The organism is Paenibacillus lacisoli (genome assembly GCF_030580655.1).
Taxonomy (GTDB): domain Bacteria; phylum Bacillota; class Bacilli; order Paenibacillales; family Paenibacillaceae; genus Paenibacillus; species Paenibacillus lacisoli.
In genome coordinates this window covers 153,008-166,399 of sequence record NZ_JAUQTB010000004.1, presented here as the reverse complement: position 1 = coordinate 166,399, position 13,392 = coordinate 153,008, and the positions used below count along the sequence as shown (strand labels likewise).

Annotated in this window: 13 protein-coding genes; 8 read left to right on the top strand and 5 right to left on the bottom strand. The window is 52.5% G+C overall.

What is annotated here, in order from left to right:
- The first annotated feature begins 11 nt into the window (after positions 1–11).
- Complete coding sequence (locus tag Q5741_RS10160) at positions 12–1,034, top strand: EAL domain-containing protein (protein ID WP_305023974.1); 1,023 nt, start codon at positions 12–14, stop codon at positions 1,032–1,034.
- 60 nt (positions 1,035–1,094) lie between these two features.
- On the opposite strand, the gene Q5741_RS10155 is transcribed toward Q5741_RS10160, so the two are convergent.
- Positions 1,095–2,177, bottom strand: a complete 1,083-nt coding sequence (locus tag Q5741_RS10155; RefSeq protein WP_305023973.1) for a hypothetical protein — start codon at positions 2,175–2,177, stop codon at positions 1,095–1,097.
- Positions 2,178–2,348: 171 nt separating this feature from the next.
- Here Q5741_RS10155 and Q5741_RS10150 point away from each other — a divergent pair, with 171 nt between their 5' ends.
- Both Q5741_RS10150 and Q5741_RS10145 read left to right on the top strand, forming a co-directional pair.
- The gene (locus Q5741_RS10150; RefSeq protein WP_305023972.1) at positions 2,349–3,134 is read left to right on the top strand and encodes a GNAT family N-acetyltransferase; all 786 of its coding nucleotides are present in this window, start codon (positions 2,349–2,351) and stop codon (positions 3,132–3,134) included.
- Positions 3,135–3,268: 134 nt separating this feature from the next.
- Entirely contained in the window at positions 3,269–4,249 is a 981-nt protein-coding gene (locus Q5741_RS10145; protein WP_305023971.1) for a cation diffusion facilitator family transporter, read from the top strand.
- A gap of 87 nt (positions 4,250–4,336) precedes the next feature.
- Here Q5741_RS10145 and Q5741_RS10140 read toward each other — a convergent pair whose 3' ends face one another.
- On the bottom strand, positions 4,337–4,558 hold the full coding sequence (locus tag Q5741_RS10140; protein WP_305024065.1) for an excalibur calcium-binding domain-containing protein: 222 nt from the start codon (positions 4,556–4,558) through the stop codon (positions 4,337–4,339).
- A gap of 102 nt (positions 4,559–4,660) precedes the next feature.
- The gene (locus Q5741_RS10135; RefSeq protein ID WP_305024064.1) at positions 4,661–5,704 is read right to left on the bottom strand and encodes a site-2 protease family protein; all 1,044 of its coding nucleotides are present in this window, start codon (positions 5,702–5,704) and stop codon (positions 4,661–4,663) included.
- 421 nt (positions 5,705–6,125) lie between these two features.
- Here Q5741_RS10135 and Q5741_RS10130 point away from each other — a divergent pair, with 421 nt between their 5' ends.
- The 3 genes from Q5741_RS10130 (at position 6,126) to Q5741_RS10120 (ending at position 8,595) form a co-directional block, all read left to right on the top strand.
- Positions 6,126–6,350, top strand: coding sequence for a hypothetical protein (locus tag Q5741_RS10130; RefSeq protein ID WP_305023970.1), 225 nt, complete (start codon positions 6,126–6,128; stop codon positions 6,348–6,350).
- Positions 6,343–6,684: a hypothetical protein gene (locus tag Q5741_RS10125; RefSeq protein ID WP_305023969.1), complete on the top strand. Its 342-nt coding sequence runs from the start codon at positions 6,343–6,345 to the stop codon at positions 6,682–6,684. The genes Q5741_RS10130 and Q5741_RS10125 overlap by 8 nt, the downstream gene beginning before the upstream one ends.
- Positions 6,685–6,903: 219 nt before the next feature.
- Positions 6,904–8,595, top strand: a complete 1,692-nt coding sequence (locus tag Q5741_RS10120) for a glycoside hydrolase family 13 protein (protein WP_305023968.1) — start codon at positions 6,904–6,906, stop codon at positions 8,593–8,595.
- Positions 8,596–8,647: 52 nt separating this feature from the next.
- Here Q5741_RS10120 and pdaA read toward each other — a convergent pair whose 3' ends face one another.
- On the bottom strand, positions 8,648–9,442 hold the full coding sequence (pdaA, locus tag Q5741_RS10115; protein ID WP_305023967.1) for a delta-lactam-biosynthetic de-N-acetylase: 795 nt from the start codon (positions 9,440–9,442) through the stop codon (positions 8,648–8,650).
- A gap of 182 nt (positions 9,443–9,624) precedes the next feature.
- On the opposite strand from pdaA, the gene Q5741_RS10110 reads away from it, so the two are divergent.
- Complete coding sequence (locus Q5741_RS10110) at positions 9,625–10,116, top strand: PH domain-containing protein (RefSeq protein WP_305023966.1); 492 nt, start codon at positions 9,625–9,627, stop codon at positions 10,114–10,116.
- Positions 10,109–11,554 (top strand): PH domain-containing protein, encoded by a 1,446-nt coding sequence (locus Q5741_RS10105; RefSeq protein ID WP_305023965.1) that lies wholly within the window; start codon positions 10,109–10,111, stop codon positions 11,552–11,554. Before Q5741_RS10110 ends, Q5741_RS10105 begins: the two co-directional genes overlap by 8 nt.
- An 83-nt stretch (positions 11,555–11,637) precedes the next feature.
- Here Q5741_RS10105 and poxB read toward each other — a convergent pair whose 3' ends face one another.
- Positions 11,638–13,362, bottom strand: a complete 1,725-nt coding sequence (gene poxB, locus Q5741_RS10100; RefSeq protein WP_305023964.1) for a ubiquinone-dependent pyruvate dehydrogenase — start codon at positions 13,360–13,362, stop codon at positions 11,638–11,640.
- Positions 13,363–13,392 lie beyond the last annotated feature (30 nt).

Here is a 13,392-nt window from a genome sequence, read left to right as displayed (position 1 = left end):
GGAGGAGCCCCATGACGTGCAGCGGCTGCAGAGCAATCCAACCCATTGAGGACCAAGGAACCGTTAGGTTTCTGCCCACGACTCCCGTACTGATTCACCATTTGGAAGATGAGGGCTATTTTGTTGCAATTGAGAATGGCACGGCTTGCATATTATATCAGGACCGGGAGCAGCTGCTGTACATGCTTCGGAGCCTTCGCAAGCTGCCGGAGGAATTGAAGAACGGTCTGACTTTATCCATTGATGGCAGCAAAAGTGATATCCCGGAAAACTGGTTTCCTCTTAGCCTGATGGAACAGAGAGTGGAGAATTACGATATCGTCAGCATTATCATAGACCGCCAGTTTACCAGTCATATGCAGCCGATCGTTGACCGGTCCCAAGCGGTCGTGGGTTATGAATTTCTGCTTCGGCCCTCGCAGGGTGGCGCTCCTTTTCAACCTTATAAATTGTTTGATGTGGCACGGACAACAGGCCTGCATTCATTCCTGGACCGCGCAGCCCGGATTTCTGCGATCGAGACAGGTGCCCAGTTTCTGCCCAGAGGCTTCAAACGTTTCATCAACTTCCTGCCTTCCTCTATCTATAATCCTGAATACTGTCTGACGCATACCTTTGAAGCGATTGAACGGCTGGAGCAGGATCCCAACGATTTCGTGTTCGAGGTGGTCGAGACGGAGAAGATCGAGAGCATGGCACGGCTGCAGCGGATCTTTGATGTATACCGTCAGAACGGCATTTCTGTAGCGCTGGATGATGTCGGCTCTGGTTATTCCACGGTTGAGGTCCTGCGTCATCTGGAACCGGACTATGTTAAAATTGACCGCGGCCTTGTGGATGGCTGTGATACCGATACCGAGAAGCAGCGTCAGATTTCCGAAATTATTGAATCGGCCAGCCGTTTCGGAGGGCAGGTCCTGGCTGAGGGAATCGAGCGGCCTGAGGAATTCCGGTTCTGCAGGGAAGCCGGCATTACGCTGGCGCAGGGTTACCTGTTCGGCAAACCGACAGCTCATCCGCTATCAGTAAGGTAAATGAAAACTAATCAGCAGAAAGGCACCCCGGATTTGGCTCTGGAGTGCCTTTTTATGCTTTTACTCCGTAGTGACATAGATGCCAAGCGGTGTGCTTGATGCTCCGCCGGTCATAAATTGGAAGGTGAACGCGGTCTCGCCTGGAGCAACAGCAAGGTCAGCTATGCGGCAAGCTTTAGTATTGTCGCGGAGCAGAGGGACTCCGTACACATCGTCTCCGACCCGAACGGCACCGGCGAAGGCGCCGCCGCGAGGATTGATGCGAATTCGTACGGTCTTCGTCTCACTGCCCGTATTGCGGATCGGAATGGTTACCTGGTAGACGGCACCGAACTGTCCGCTGTTATCGAGCGCAGGCTCCAGCAGGCTTGAAGCGGCGCGATACAGCAGATCCGCAGGCACCCCACCACTGAGTGTCTTGGAAGCACAGGCACGGTAGTTGGCGCTGGTGCCTACTGTGTAGACAGGTGTCACAGCATCTGTGAGCGAGAACGGCCATACGCCGCGAGGGTGCCCTTGAGGAGGCGGGAGAGCTGGCAGAGCGGGAGCGGTGATCTCCCGCAGATCCGTTTCCGCATCTTTGCTGGCCACGGTCCGGACCCTATAATCGAGACTGCCGCGCCCGTCCGCATGTTCCACGGTAAATTCATAAATAAATCCGGCCAGACTGCCAGCGGGGAGCCCGAACGATTCTAGGAGAGCGTTACCTGCACCGAATTTGTAAGGATCGACCGGGCGAATGGCTTCCAGTGTACCGCCGATACAATCGACCGCCAGCTTCTGCCCCACGTCAATCAGCCAATTGCCGTCGCTTGGGCTGATAACCAGACTTCGCTCAATGTGGCGGACTTCAATCCGGTCGGAGCACTTGTTCTCGACAGTCACCCCGATCTGTACATCCACACCAGTCAGGTTGTAATGCCAGCCGAAAATCCGGTGCTTCACGGAATGGCGTGTTGTCTGCACTACATCATGCCAGAGCGTCCCGGTGTTCTCCGGCAGGCTTTGGGGTGTGAGCGTCTCAGGGTTATCGCTGACCATAAGTCTGCGTTTTCCTCCGCCGGAAGCGGAGGCCATGTCCACATTGATATTACCTGGAACGCTGAGTGTCTCTACGGGCAAAACCTGTACATTGCTGTTCATCCTGTTTTCCTCCCTGGAATGTAAGATGGTTGCGCATCTGTCTGTGTATGTTCAGCCTCCTGCTGAACTCTATTATAAAAGTGGATTAAATATGAATTTTAACAACCCGTTAGAACGTTTTTTTACAGATTCGATAGGTTTTGAAAAATATGACGGACACCGGAGGAAGCCATGTTAAACGTAAGGGAGCTTTTAATGCTTGATATTTCGTATCTGGGGGCCTTTTCAAAACGAAAGGACACCTCATGGGGACCGTTTTTTTATAATGAAAACCAACCCGGTTACTATGATTCCAATCATGCTCATATTGTTGATGAGTGTAGGAATCCTCAGTTAATGCCCGACGAGATTATTCAATTTTATCAGGCCAAGAAGATTGTACCCCGGTTGTATATCTATAATGTTGAAGTTCAGCAGAAGCTCATTCATGAATTGAAAATTAGAGGCTTCGGTTATGAGGAGCTGGACAGTCCTATTCAGCTGTGGAATAACCAAGTGATTGAGATAAGGAATAATAAACATGTTGTTATCGAAGTAGTTACAGATGAAAATTATCAAGAAGCCCTGGATGTTGAGGGAAGCATTAAAGAGTTTGGAGGAAAGGAATCCATTGAAAAGGTGTACAGGGAACAATTCAATCATCCGTTCTTCACGCATTACCTTCTCAGATACGATGGTGTCCCCTGCTCAACAGCTTGTATCTTTGAAGATGAGAAACACATTCGAATGGAAAGTGTAGCTACAGTTGAAGAATATAGAGGCAAGGGTTTGATAGGAGAATTAATTCACTATATTCAAAAAGAGGTAGAAAACAGAGGCGTAAAGCAGCTTTGGGTATACCCGATAAATGATTGGGTCGGAAAGTTGTATGAAAAATACGGATTTCAAACGGTGATAAATTTGACGATGGGACATGCCTTTCTAAGTGGAAAAAGGATTAATGAAATTCGCAATTAAACGTTTCAGCCGATTTTTATCATAAATGTTTAGATATACCTTCAGACTTGTTAATTAATTTCCTTTTCAATCCAATCCTCCGTGGATACAATATAACAAACAGGAGAATTTGAAATGGAGGTTCAGCAGTACACATGGGCTCATTGATCGAGACACTTAAAAAAGGCAACACCTCATCGGCTGCAGCCGCACTGGGGAACACGGGTATTGCGATATTAAAAGGGATTGCAGCCTCTTTTAGCGGCAGCGGGGCCATGTTTGCATCAGCCATGCATTCCATCGCCGATGCCATTAATCAAGGGTTTGTATTCACGGGGAGTGTGCTGGCAGAGCGGAGCCCTTCACGCAAATTCCCGGTCGGCTTCGGCCGGGTCATCAATATTTTCTGTATGGCCGCAGTTATCGTTGTATCTATTATGGCTTATGAGACTATTCTTGAAGGCTTTCATATGCTCTCGCATCCGGCGCATGCTTCTCATTTGCTGCTGAATGTCATTGTGCTGGCGATCTCGATCGGGGTGGATGGTTACGTCTTGACCAAGGCGATGCGTGAGATCGCGCATGAAACCCGCTCGGGGGCCAAGGGGATGGCTGTTTTCGGATCCGCCTTCAAAAACGTGGGCAGGGCAGCCCCGCCGACACGTCTTGTATTTTATGAGGATCTTGTCGCTACGACGGGTTCCCTGCTGGCTCTCATTGCGGTTGTGGTATCGACTTTTACCGATTTCAAGCTGCTGGACGGCATTGCCACGATTCTGATCGGCTTTCTGATGATCGGCGTCGTATTCAAAGTGGGCTATGACAACATGGTTGGCTTGATTGGCGTCGCAGCTCCCAAAGACATTGAGGACAAGGTAGCTGCCATTATCCTGGCTGATCCGCAGGTGACGGACATTAACCGGATGCGTATTCTACAGGAGGGCCGCACGTACCATGTCGAAGGATATATCGAGCTGGTTAAGGGGCTTACGTTGGCGGATGCGGATGATATTAAATTCCGTGTAAGGGACAAGCTGCTGACTGATCCGGATATCTCGGATGCGCTGCTGGCCATCCTGGAGGATAACGGTGTACAGAACTGGAATCATGAGCCGGATACAGACAAGCAGAATTAAGAGATTAGTGTTTGGCTAACTTACTCTCGCGCCAAAAAACCACGATGAAGTTCATCGTGGTTTTTTGGTTTATGCCGGATACATCCGTTATTTTTCACAGGCTATTCCGTCTTTATCCCGATCAAGGCCGCTGTTCCGGTCATACAGCGCCTGAGAGACAAACGGTTTGTATTTGGTTTTCCCGCCTTTGTTCTTCACAGTGGCACTGCGTGCGACTCCGCCCTTGTAGTCTTTGCGGAGCTCAGTACAGTTCTTATATTTCTGTGCAGCCCCGCTTCCTTGGGCATTGGCAGCAGGGACAGCTGCCATCGTACCGCCAAGCAGCAGCAGGGCCAGACAAGCAGTAGTTAATTTCCTGAACATGATACACTCTCCTTCCTTCTTTTTATATCGGAAAGAAGCAGTGATCGGTTAGCGGCGATGATCTGCTAAAGCCAAAAATCCATCAACCTGATGGACGCTGTACATACATACCACCAGGAAGGCGGCCAGCAGGAAGTAGCCAACTCCGTACCGCCAGCGTACAGCCTGTGGAACTTCGTAATAGAGATTATTCTCGAAGGGAATATAATCCACCTCACAGTAAAGCTTGAGATGAAGACCGTCTTCTTCATGAAGATGCTGCAGTCCGGCGACCCGTGTCCGCTGAATCAGACCCTGTTCAGGCAGCTCCAGTTCACCTCTAAATTCAAGACTGTCCCATCGCAGCTCCACATGCTGGACGCGGTCCAGCGTGCTGAAGGTTTGAAAGCTCAGCTCACGGCGGTGGTCTGGGGCGGGCAGCAGAAATCCCGGCTGCTGCGACAGCACCTCGACAGGAAGAAGGAAGCTTGAGATCGAAGTGCGGACCTGCTCTCCAGGCTTAGCTCTGCGTACAAATTTCTTGTACAGATCATAGGCGAACATGGCCCAGATGATAAAGAACAAGACCGATTTGAGATAGATAATAACTGCAAGTCCTCCCACCACACCGACCAGCCACAACCAGCGGGTAACTGCAGTTGAAATACGGCCGCCGTCAAGGGGGTGGATCGGGAGCAGGTTAATCAAATTCAGGAAGAAGCCTACATAAGCCAGCGAATAGAGCAGCGGACTGCCCGTGTAGTAAGCCGCTCCATAGACAGCTAGAGCTCCGACTGTACCCAGCAGCGGACCGCCAAAGGCAATATAAGCCTCAGTTTGTGCATCTGCCGGGTGCCGCTTCATGTTGATCAAGGCACCCATGAAGGGGATGAACAACGGTGCGGAGACTGGCATCCCCTTACGTTTGGCAGCCAGCACATGCCCCACTTCATGAATGAAGAGCAGAAGAACCAAACCGATCGCAAATCCCCAGGGATAAATGAGGGCGTAAGCGCCGATCGAAGCAGCCATGGAGACGAGGGCTCCGCCAAACTTGCCGAATTTCAACAGGGTCAGCAGTGATTTTCCTTTGGCCAGAAGAATCAAGGCCAAGGAGCCGAGATACCATAGTCCATTCTTGGATTTGTTTTTCTCTTCAGGTTCATCTGGCGGATCCGATGATGGCGGCCCGGAAGGCTCGGGCCGGAGCGGCGGACGTCCGGTCGAACCGGACTGCCGGGTATCCGGATGCGCTTGACGGGATGCCGCCGTTTCAGGATGATGTGCTGCAGGTTCGGAATCGGCCGATTCCGGACGGCTCTTATATTCATCCGTTGATTGCGGTTTATAAGACAAGAGAGAATCCTCCTTACATTTATAGATGTAGAACCTCAGGAGAGCAGAAGCTCTTCCCTAGAGGGTAACTGATTCTTGGTCAAATGTAAATTAATGGGGGTTGCCCGCAGAGTCCTGCAGAAGGATAATCCAGCAGAGGAACGGTTATACTAGGTGCATTCTCGGCTATTGGCTGCTGGTGACGATCAGGAAGGTGGTGCGGACAAAAGTGAACAAGACAGACAAACGAGGACAGGTGGAATTTCATCCGCCTATGGTGAAGTTGACAGCCGATCTGCCGGGTGACGAGAATATGCGGCAGCATCTGGATGAGATGAAAGCGAATGATGGTTACAAGGGAGCTTGTGTCACTCTTTCCCCAGATGCGCTAAAACAGCGAAAGGACGTGGACATTGATGAATGAATGTCTGCAGCCGATGATGGACTGGCTCGATGAGCGGATCGGCAGCAGCCTGTATATTCGTAAGCTGGAGCAGGGCGATACAGACGAGGTCCGCTTGAAGCTGGAGCATCGCGGAGTACATGATGATCACACGCATGCGCTTGATGACTATACAGGCGGGCCGGTACTCTATCTGCGGGGGGAAGGACGGGTCATTCAGCCGGGCGGGGAAGAGCTTCCGCTCCCAAGCAATACCTTCCTCATCCCAGTGGAAGAGATGATGCAGGCCCGCATGGATGGTAAGTCCATGACCGTCGAAACAGGGCGCGCCCACTATGACATCACAGTGTCTTGAGTAAGGCGCTGAATAGAACGCGGCTCGTGAAGGGAAATCACTCCTGGATTGCGGCTTCACTGCCGTGATGGAGTGATTTTTTTGTGGATGAGACCATCAGCATGATCGTCCTTTATGTCAAGTTAAGGATTCTTAAATGGTAGGTGTGTGTATAAAATGAAGTAGAGCTGTCTGGACAAGGGCTGCATATATTAAAGAGTCACAGGGGAGTGGACCGATGTGAAAACCTGGTGGAAGGAAAGCGTAGTATATCAAATTTATCCGATCAGCTTCAAGGACGCGGACGGCGACGGAAAAGGGGATCTGCGGGGGATTCTATCTAAACTGGATTACCTTAAAGAGCTTGGCGTAGATGTCATCTGGATTTGCCCCATTTACAAATCCCCCAACTATGACAACGGTTATGATATCAGCGACTACTATGCCATTATGGACGAGTTCGGCACGATGGAAGACTTTGACGAGCTCCTGAGCCAAGCGCATCACCGGGGTCTCAAGATCATGATGGATCTGGTGCTCAACCACACCTCTGACGAGCATCCTTGGTTTACGGAGGCACGTTCTTCCAAAGAAAGCCCCAAACGGGATTATTACATATGGCAGGAAGCCAAAGACGGCCACCTGCCGAACAACTGGGAATCATATTTCAGCGGCTCGGTATGGAAATACAACAAGCAGACCGGTGACTACTACATGCATCTATATTCGGAGCATCAGCCTGATCTGAACTGGGAGAACGAAGAGATGGTCAAGGAGCTTCACCGCATGGTGCAGTGGTGGCTGAAGAAGGGGGTCGACGGCTTCCGTTTTGACGCGATTGCCCATATTGTCAAAGCCGAGGGCCTGCCGGATGGGGAGAATCCGGAGCATTTGCCATATGTACAGGCCTACCATCTCTTCAGCAACCTGGACAAGGTTCATGTCCTGCTGCGCAAGCTGAATGAAGATGTGCTGGACGAATACGATATTATGACGGTGGGGGAAACGTCCGGCCTCGGTCCCGAGCGGGCGTTAGACTATGTCGGCAACGAACGTAATGAGCTTAACATGGTGTTTCAGTTCGAGCACATGTATCTGGACGCAGGATCACCCGGAACAGGCAAGTGGGACATCCGCACCTGGACACTGGTGGAGCTTAAGAAAATTATGAGCCGCTGGCAGACTGTGCTGCATGACCGGGGCTGGAACGCGAACTACCTGAGCAATCACGATCAGCCGCGGCCGGTATCCCGATTTGGTAATGACAAGAGATACCGGGAGGAATCAGCCAAGATGCTGGCTACCTTCATTCATACTCTGGAAGGGACACCTTATATCTATCAGGGTGAGGAGATTGGGATGACCAATATTCGCTATGGCAGCATTGACAGCTATCGGGATGTGGAGACGCTCAACTATTACGAGCAGCAAAGGAAAGCAGGCGTCGCTGAGACCAAGATTATGGATGCCATTGAGAAGAAAAGCCGGGATAATGCCCGGACGCCGATGCAGTGGAATCATGAGGTTCACGGTGGCTTCACAGATGGCGAGCCTTGGATTGGCGTCAATCCGAACTGCAGTACCATCAATGTAGAAGCCGCACGTCAGGATCCAGATTCGATCTATCATTATTACCGGAAGCTGATTTCCCTGCGCAAGCAGCATGAAGTCATCGTATACGGGGAATATAAATTGCTGCTGCCGCTGGATCCGGAAATGTATGTGTATACACGTACGCTCGAGAACGATTGCCTGCTTGTTATTCTGAACTTCTTTGATCGCAGCCCGGTTTTTGAATGGCCGGAAGGGCTGCCGCGGCAGGCAGAGCTGCTGATCTCCAACTATCAACCCGTGGATGGCGAGGACCTGCGCAAGCTTGAGCTGCGGCCCTACGAAGCCAGAGTCTACCGGATATCTTTAACTCCACACTAAAAAGGACGGCCCGCGGGCCGTCCTTTTGGTATAACCGTAAATCAGGAAACGTTTAACGATAGACCCTCTTCTGCAAATGATCCAGGCTGCGGAACGTATAGCCCTGCTTGCGGGCATCATCAATAATGGAGCCAAGGGCCTCTGCATTGTCAGAGGATACCGAATGAAGCAGGATCACCGCTCCCGGATGGAGCTGAGCCATGACCTGCTGATGGGCATAAGCTGCGCCGCGCTGCGCCTTGGTATCCCAGTCCTTGTAGGCTACAGACCAGAAGACACTGGTATAGCCAAGCTCCCGGCTTACACCCAGCACTTTATCGTTAAAAATCCCGCGCGGCGGCCGCAAATAAGTCATCGTGCGCTGGCCTGAGGTCCGAATCCCTTCTGCCTGTACCTTGGCCAGTTCGTCCTTGATCCGTTCTGCCGAGATCTGTGTCATATCCGGATGGCTCCAGGAGTGGTTGCCGATCAGATGCCCTTCCTTCACCATACGGCGCAGCAGCTCCGGCTGGGTCTCAACGTAGTGGCCGGTAACAAAAAAGGCAGCAGGTACCTGCTTATCCCGCAGCACATCAAGCACTTTGGCAGTGTAGCCATTCTCATACCCGTTATCAAAAGTCAGATAAAGATCCTTCTGGCTGGTATCGCCCAGGAAGATGGCTCCATGCTTCTGCAGCAGATCCATGAACCCTTCTTGAGCGATGGATGGAAGCTCACCATTACGGCTTTTCTTGAATCCAAAGTGATAAGCCGCGGCGCCTTCCGCATGAATATGCTGTGGATAAATTACGGCACCCAGCAGCAGCACAGCCAGCAGAGCCGGCAGGATACGTCGTACATGTCTCATGAACCGAATGTCAGCTCCTTCTTTCAACAGGTAGTTTATTTACAGCTCCCGCTCAACGCGGAGGAATGACTTTAGGTTTCCACCCGGAGTGGGAATTCATTCCCTTGAAAGGATGTGAAATATTCACATAATATGTTAGTTTGGTAATGGGAGAAAACTGGATTTTGAGGGGGAACAAAGGAATGATGAAGCTTATAGAGAAAGGGGCATTTCGTCCAGCCCATCCGGAGACCGTCAGAACGGCACGGATATCGGCATTGCTGTTCACGGTTCCAGGGGGTCTCGCCGCCGCAGTTTGGATTGCAGCAGCTTACCTTAGAGAATGGCCGGTCTGGCCGGCATGGATCGGGGCTGCAGCTGCCGTCATTCTGGCTGTATGGTATGCCGGCTTATCGCCAAGCCTGGTTTACAGCAGATACGCTTACCGCCTGTCCGATGAAGAAATGGAGATTAGAGCCGGTCTGATCTGGCGTAAAGAGACGTTAATTCCCATGACACGTGTGCAGCATGTGGAACTGGAGAGCGGTCCGCTGCTCCGCAGATACGGGTTGGCTGAGGTCAAGGTGGTCACAGCGGCCACAACCCATACTATCCGGGGATTGAAGCAGATGGAGGCGGAGCAGGTAAAGCGCCAAATCGGCGAGCTGGCGAAGGTGGTCGATGATGATGAATGAGGACCGCCGCCAGCACCGGCTCTATATTCTGTTCCCATTATTCTCGGCGCTCAAAGGATTGATACCGGTCCTGTTCATTTGGTATGTCAAAGGATTTCCTTGGGAGAACATTCCCTGGTACATCTACCTTGGCGCTCCGCTGCTGCTCACGGCTGTCTGTTTAGGGTACGGATGGCTGCGCTGGAGAAGGAACTGCTACACCCTTGAGAACGATCGGATTATGATCCGGCAGGGGCTGCTGTTTTATGAGGAAAAGACCTTATACATAAGCAAAATTCATTCACTGAATACAGAACAGCCTGTCGTGCAGCGTCTGCTCGGCATTGTACAGGCTCAGTTTGAGGTGCCCGGCGGCAAGAAAAAATCCGACGGTGTCCTGCCGGCACTGAGTGCGGCAGACGCAGGACATCTGCAGACCTGGCTGCATGAAGGCCAGCATCATAACCGCGACACAGGGACAGGTCTGCCTGAGGCGGAACTGCTGTCAGCTGAGTATGCAGCGCCGTATGAATCATCAGCCGAGGTACTGCTGCGTCTGACTGCCTCTGACCTGCTGAAAGCCGCGCTAAGCACGCTTAACCTCTCGCTTGCTGTCGTATTTTTTGCGGGAGTGTATTCCTTTGCGGATGATTTGCTGCCGGACGGAATGTATCAGAGAATGTTTGCAAGTCTGGGGCAGTATTCCACTGCAGGCTGGCTGCTGATTTTACTGGGTGTACTGGTGTTCAGCTGGCTGCTATCAGCCATTCTGTTTACAGTCAAATATGCCGGGTTTACGATGGAGAGGGCAGATGGACAAATCCGGGTAACATACGGGCTGCTGGACCGAAAAAGGCATCTGTTTAAGCCGGAGCGGGTACAGGCAGTCATCGTGAAGGAGGGCCTGCTTCGCCAGCTGCTCGGCTGCTGTGAGGTTCAGCTGCGGCTGCTGTCTTCGGATACGGAACAGGGGCTTATGCTGCATCCCTTAATTCGGCGCAAGGATGTACCGCTGCTAATCGCCGGTACTCTTCCGCATTACGGGTGTCATGATGTTCAATTCCGTCCACCGGTAAAGGCCCGGTGGTTTTATATCCGCTGGAAGCTGTTGGCCGCTGCTGCTTCTGCTGCCGCCGGCATACTTTATCTGGGATTTGACGGCGTCTGGGCGGTGCTGTTTCTTCCACTTAGCATCTGGTGGGGCTGGGCCTGCTGGGCGAATACGGGTGCGGGCTTGGATGGCAAGCAGCTTACGATGTCATTCCGGCGGATGGCCCGCTTCACAGTATGGACCCGGCGCAGTCATGTGGTGGAAGCCGCGGTAAGCACGACAGCCGGCCAGCGGCGCAGAGGGCTGCAGACCTTCTCTGTCCACCTGATGCTGAAGGCGAGTGCTTATCGTGCACCAGGTCTGGAACGGGAACATGCACAGGCGGCGCGAGCCTGGCTGCGCGGCTGAATAAAGCAGGAAAGGGTATTCCGGCACCAGCTGCTGAACAGGCAGCTGGGCAGGGATACCCTTTTTGCACAGATAGAATTGGGTTACCGCAGCAAGTTCGTCTTTGCCAGCTCAATCAATTCATCGCCGCGGCCATTAAGCACAGCCTTCATCATCCAGAGCGTAAAGCCTTCCGCCTGCTTCAGATTGATCTTCGGCGGCAGAGATAGCTCCTGGCGGTTCACCACGACGTCCACTACGACAGGTCCATCGTGAGCAAAGGCGCGCGTGATGGCATCCTCCAGATCGGCCGGATCTTCTACGCGAATTCCGGTCAGGCCAAGGGCCATGGCAACAGCAGCGAAGTCCGGGTTCACGAGATCGGTTCCGGTCTCCAAAAAGCCGGCAGCTTTCATCTCCAGCTCAACGAAGCTCAATGCTCCGTTGTTGAAAATAATTACTTTGACAGGCAGCCGGTGCTGCCGCAGGGTGAGCAGATCTCCCATCAGCATGGAGATTCCGCCGTCTCCGGACAGGGCAATCACCTGCCGGCCCCGTTCTGTCGCCTGCACGCCGATTGCCTGCGGCATGGCATTAGCCATCGTTCCGTGGTTGAACGAACCGAGCAGGCGGCGGTCGCCGTTCATCTCCAGGTAACGGGCGGCCCAGACGGTTGGTGTACCGACGTCACAAGTGAAGACGGCATCCGGATCAGCCTGATCACTGATGATCTTGGTCAGATACTGGGGATGTATCGGCGTCCTGCCAGGCTTGCCCACTGCCAGGTCATCCAGTCCCTCGCGGACCTTGGCGTAAGAGGAGGTCATTTTATGGAGGTGATCCGGATCGTGCTCTGCTGTAAGGTGCGGCAGCAGCATCTCAATCGTCGCCCTCACATCCCCGCACAGGCCGTAGGCCAAAGGCGTTCGTCTCCCTAGATGGGAAGAATTAATGTCAACCTGCAGAATCGTCGCATGCTCGGGATAGAACTGCCTGTACGGAAAGTCTGTCCCCAGCATCAGCAGCACATCACAGTCCATCATCGCCTGGTAGCCCGAATGATAACCGATCAGACCGGTCAGACCGGCAAAAAACGGATTGTCATACTCCAGATACTCCTTGCCTCGCAGCGCAACCACCATCGGAGACTGCAGCCGGTCACACAGCTCCATGAGCGGTTCATGAGCGTGCTTGCAGCCTGCTCCGCACAGCAGTGTAATCTTCTTGCCGTTATTAAGGTACTCTGCCAGCCGTGCGATCTCTGTCTCGGAAGGATGAACGACGGGTGAAGTAACATGATAGACTTGCTCCGGAATCGGCGATTTCTCGGCGCTGAGCGCTGCCACATCGCCTGGCAGGACGATGACGGAAACGCCGGACTTAGCAACGGCCTGCTGGATGGCCATCGTCACGGTGCGCGGAACCTGTCTCGGGGTGGAGATTAATTCGCAGAAGTGACTGCATTCCGCGAAGATCTGTTCCGGATGCGTAGCCTGAAAATATTCACTCCCGATCTCATCACTGGGGATGTGCGCAGCGATTGCAAGCACCGGTACCCGGTTGCGGTGACAATCGTACAGACCGTTGATCAGATGCAGGTTACCCGGACCGCTGCTGCCTGCGCAGACAGCAATACTTCCTGTCATTTCAGCTTCCGCTCCTGCAGCGAAGGCGGCTACCTCTTCATGACGGACATGAATCCATTCAATCTGTCCGTTACTGCGGATGGCGTCAATCATGTTGTTCAGGGAGTCGCCGGTAATGCCATAAATACGTTTGATGCCTGCGTTAATGAGGATTTCGACGATAGCGTCTGCGATGGTTTTCAAACAGCGTCCCTCCTAATCATTCATATGAAT

Excerpts from the sequence above, each read along its gene's own strand:
- Q5741_RS10160 (WP_305023974.1), top strand. The coding sequence starts at position 12 with ATGACGTGCAGCGGCTGCAGAGCAATCCAACCCATTGAGGACCAAGGA.
- Q5741_RS10155 (WP_305023973.1), bottom strand. The coding sequence starts at position 2,177 with ATGAACAGCAATGTACAGGTTTTGCCCGTAGAGACACTCAGCGTTCCA.
- Q5741_RS10150 (WP_305023972.1), top strand. The coding sequence starts at position 2,349 with ATGTTAAACGTAAGGGAGCTTTTAATGCTTGATATTTCGTATCTGGGG.
- Q5741_RS10145 (WP_305023971.1), top strand. The coding sequence starts at position 3,269 with ATGGGCTCATTGATCGAGACACTTAAAAAAGGCAACACCTCATCGGCT.
- Q5741_RS10140 (WP_305024065.1), bottom strand. The coding sequence starts at position 4,558 with ATGGCAGCTGTCCCTGCTGCCAATGCCCAAGGAAGCGGGGCTGCACAG.
- Q5741_RS10125 (WP_305023969.1), top strand. The coding sequence starts at position 6,343 with ATGAATGAATGTCTGCAGCCGATGATGGACTGGCTCGATGAGCGGATC.
- pdaA (WP_305023967.1), bottom strand. The coding sequence starts at position 9,442 with ATGAGACATGTACGACGTATCCTGCCGGCTCTGCTGGCTGTGCTGCTG.
- Q5741_RS10110 (WP_305023966.1), top strand. The coding sequence starts at position 9,625 with ATGATGAAGCTTATAGAGAAAGGGGCATTTCGTCCAGCCCATCCGGAG.
- Q5741_RS10105 (WP_305023965.1), top strand. The coding sequence starts at position 10,109 with ATGAATGAGGACCGCCGCCAGCACCGGCTCTATATTCTGTTCCCATTA.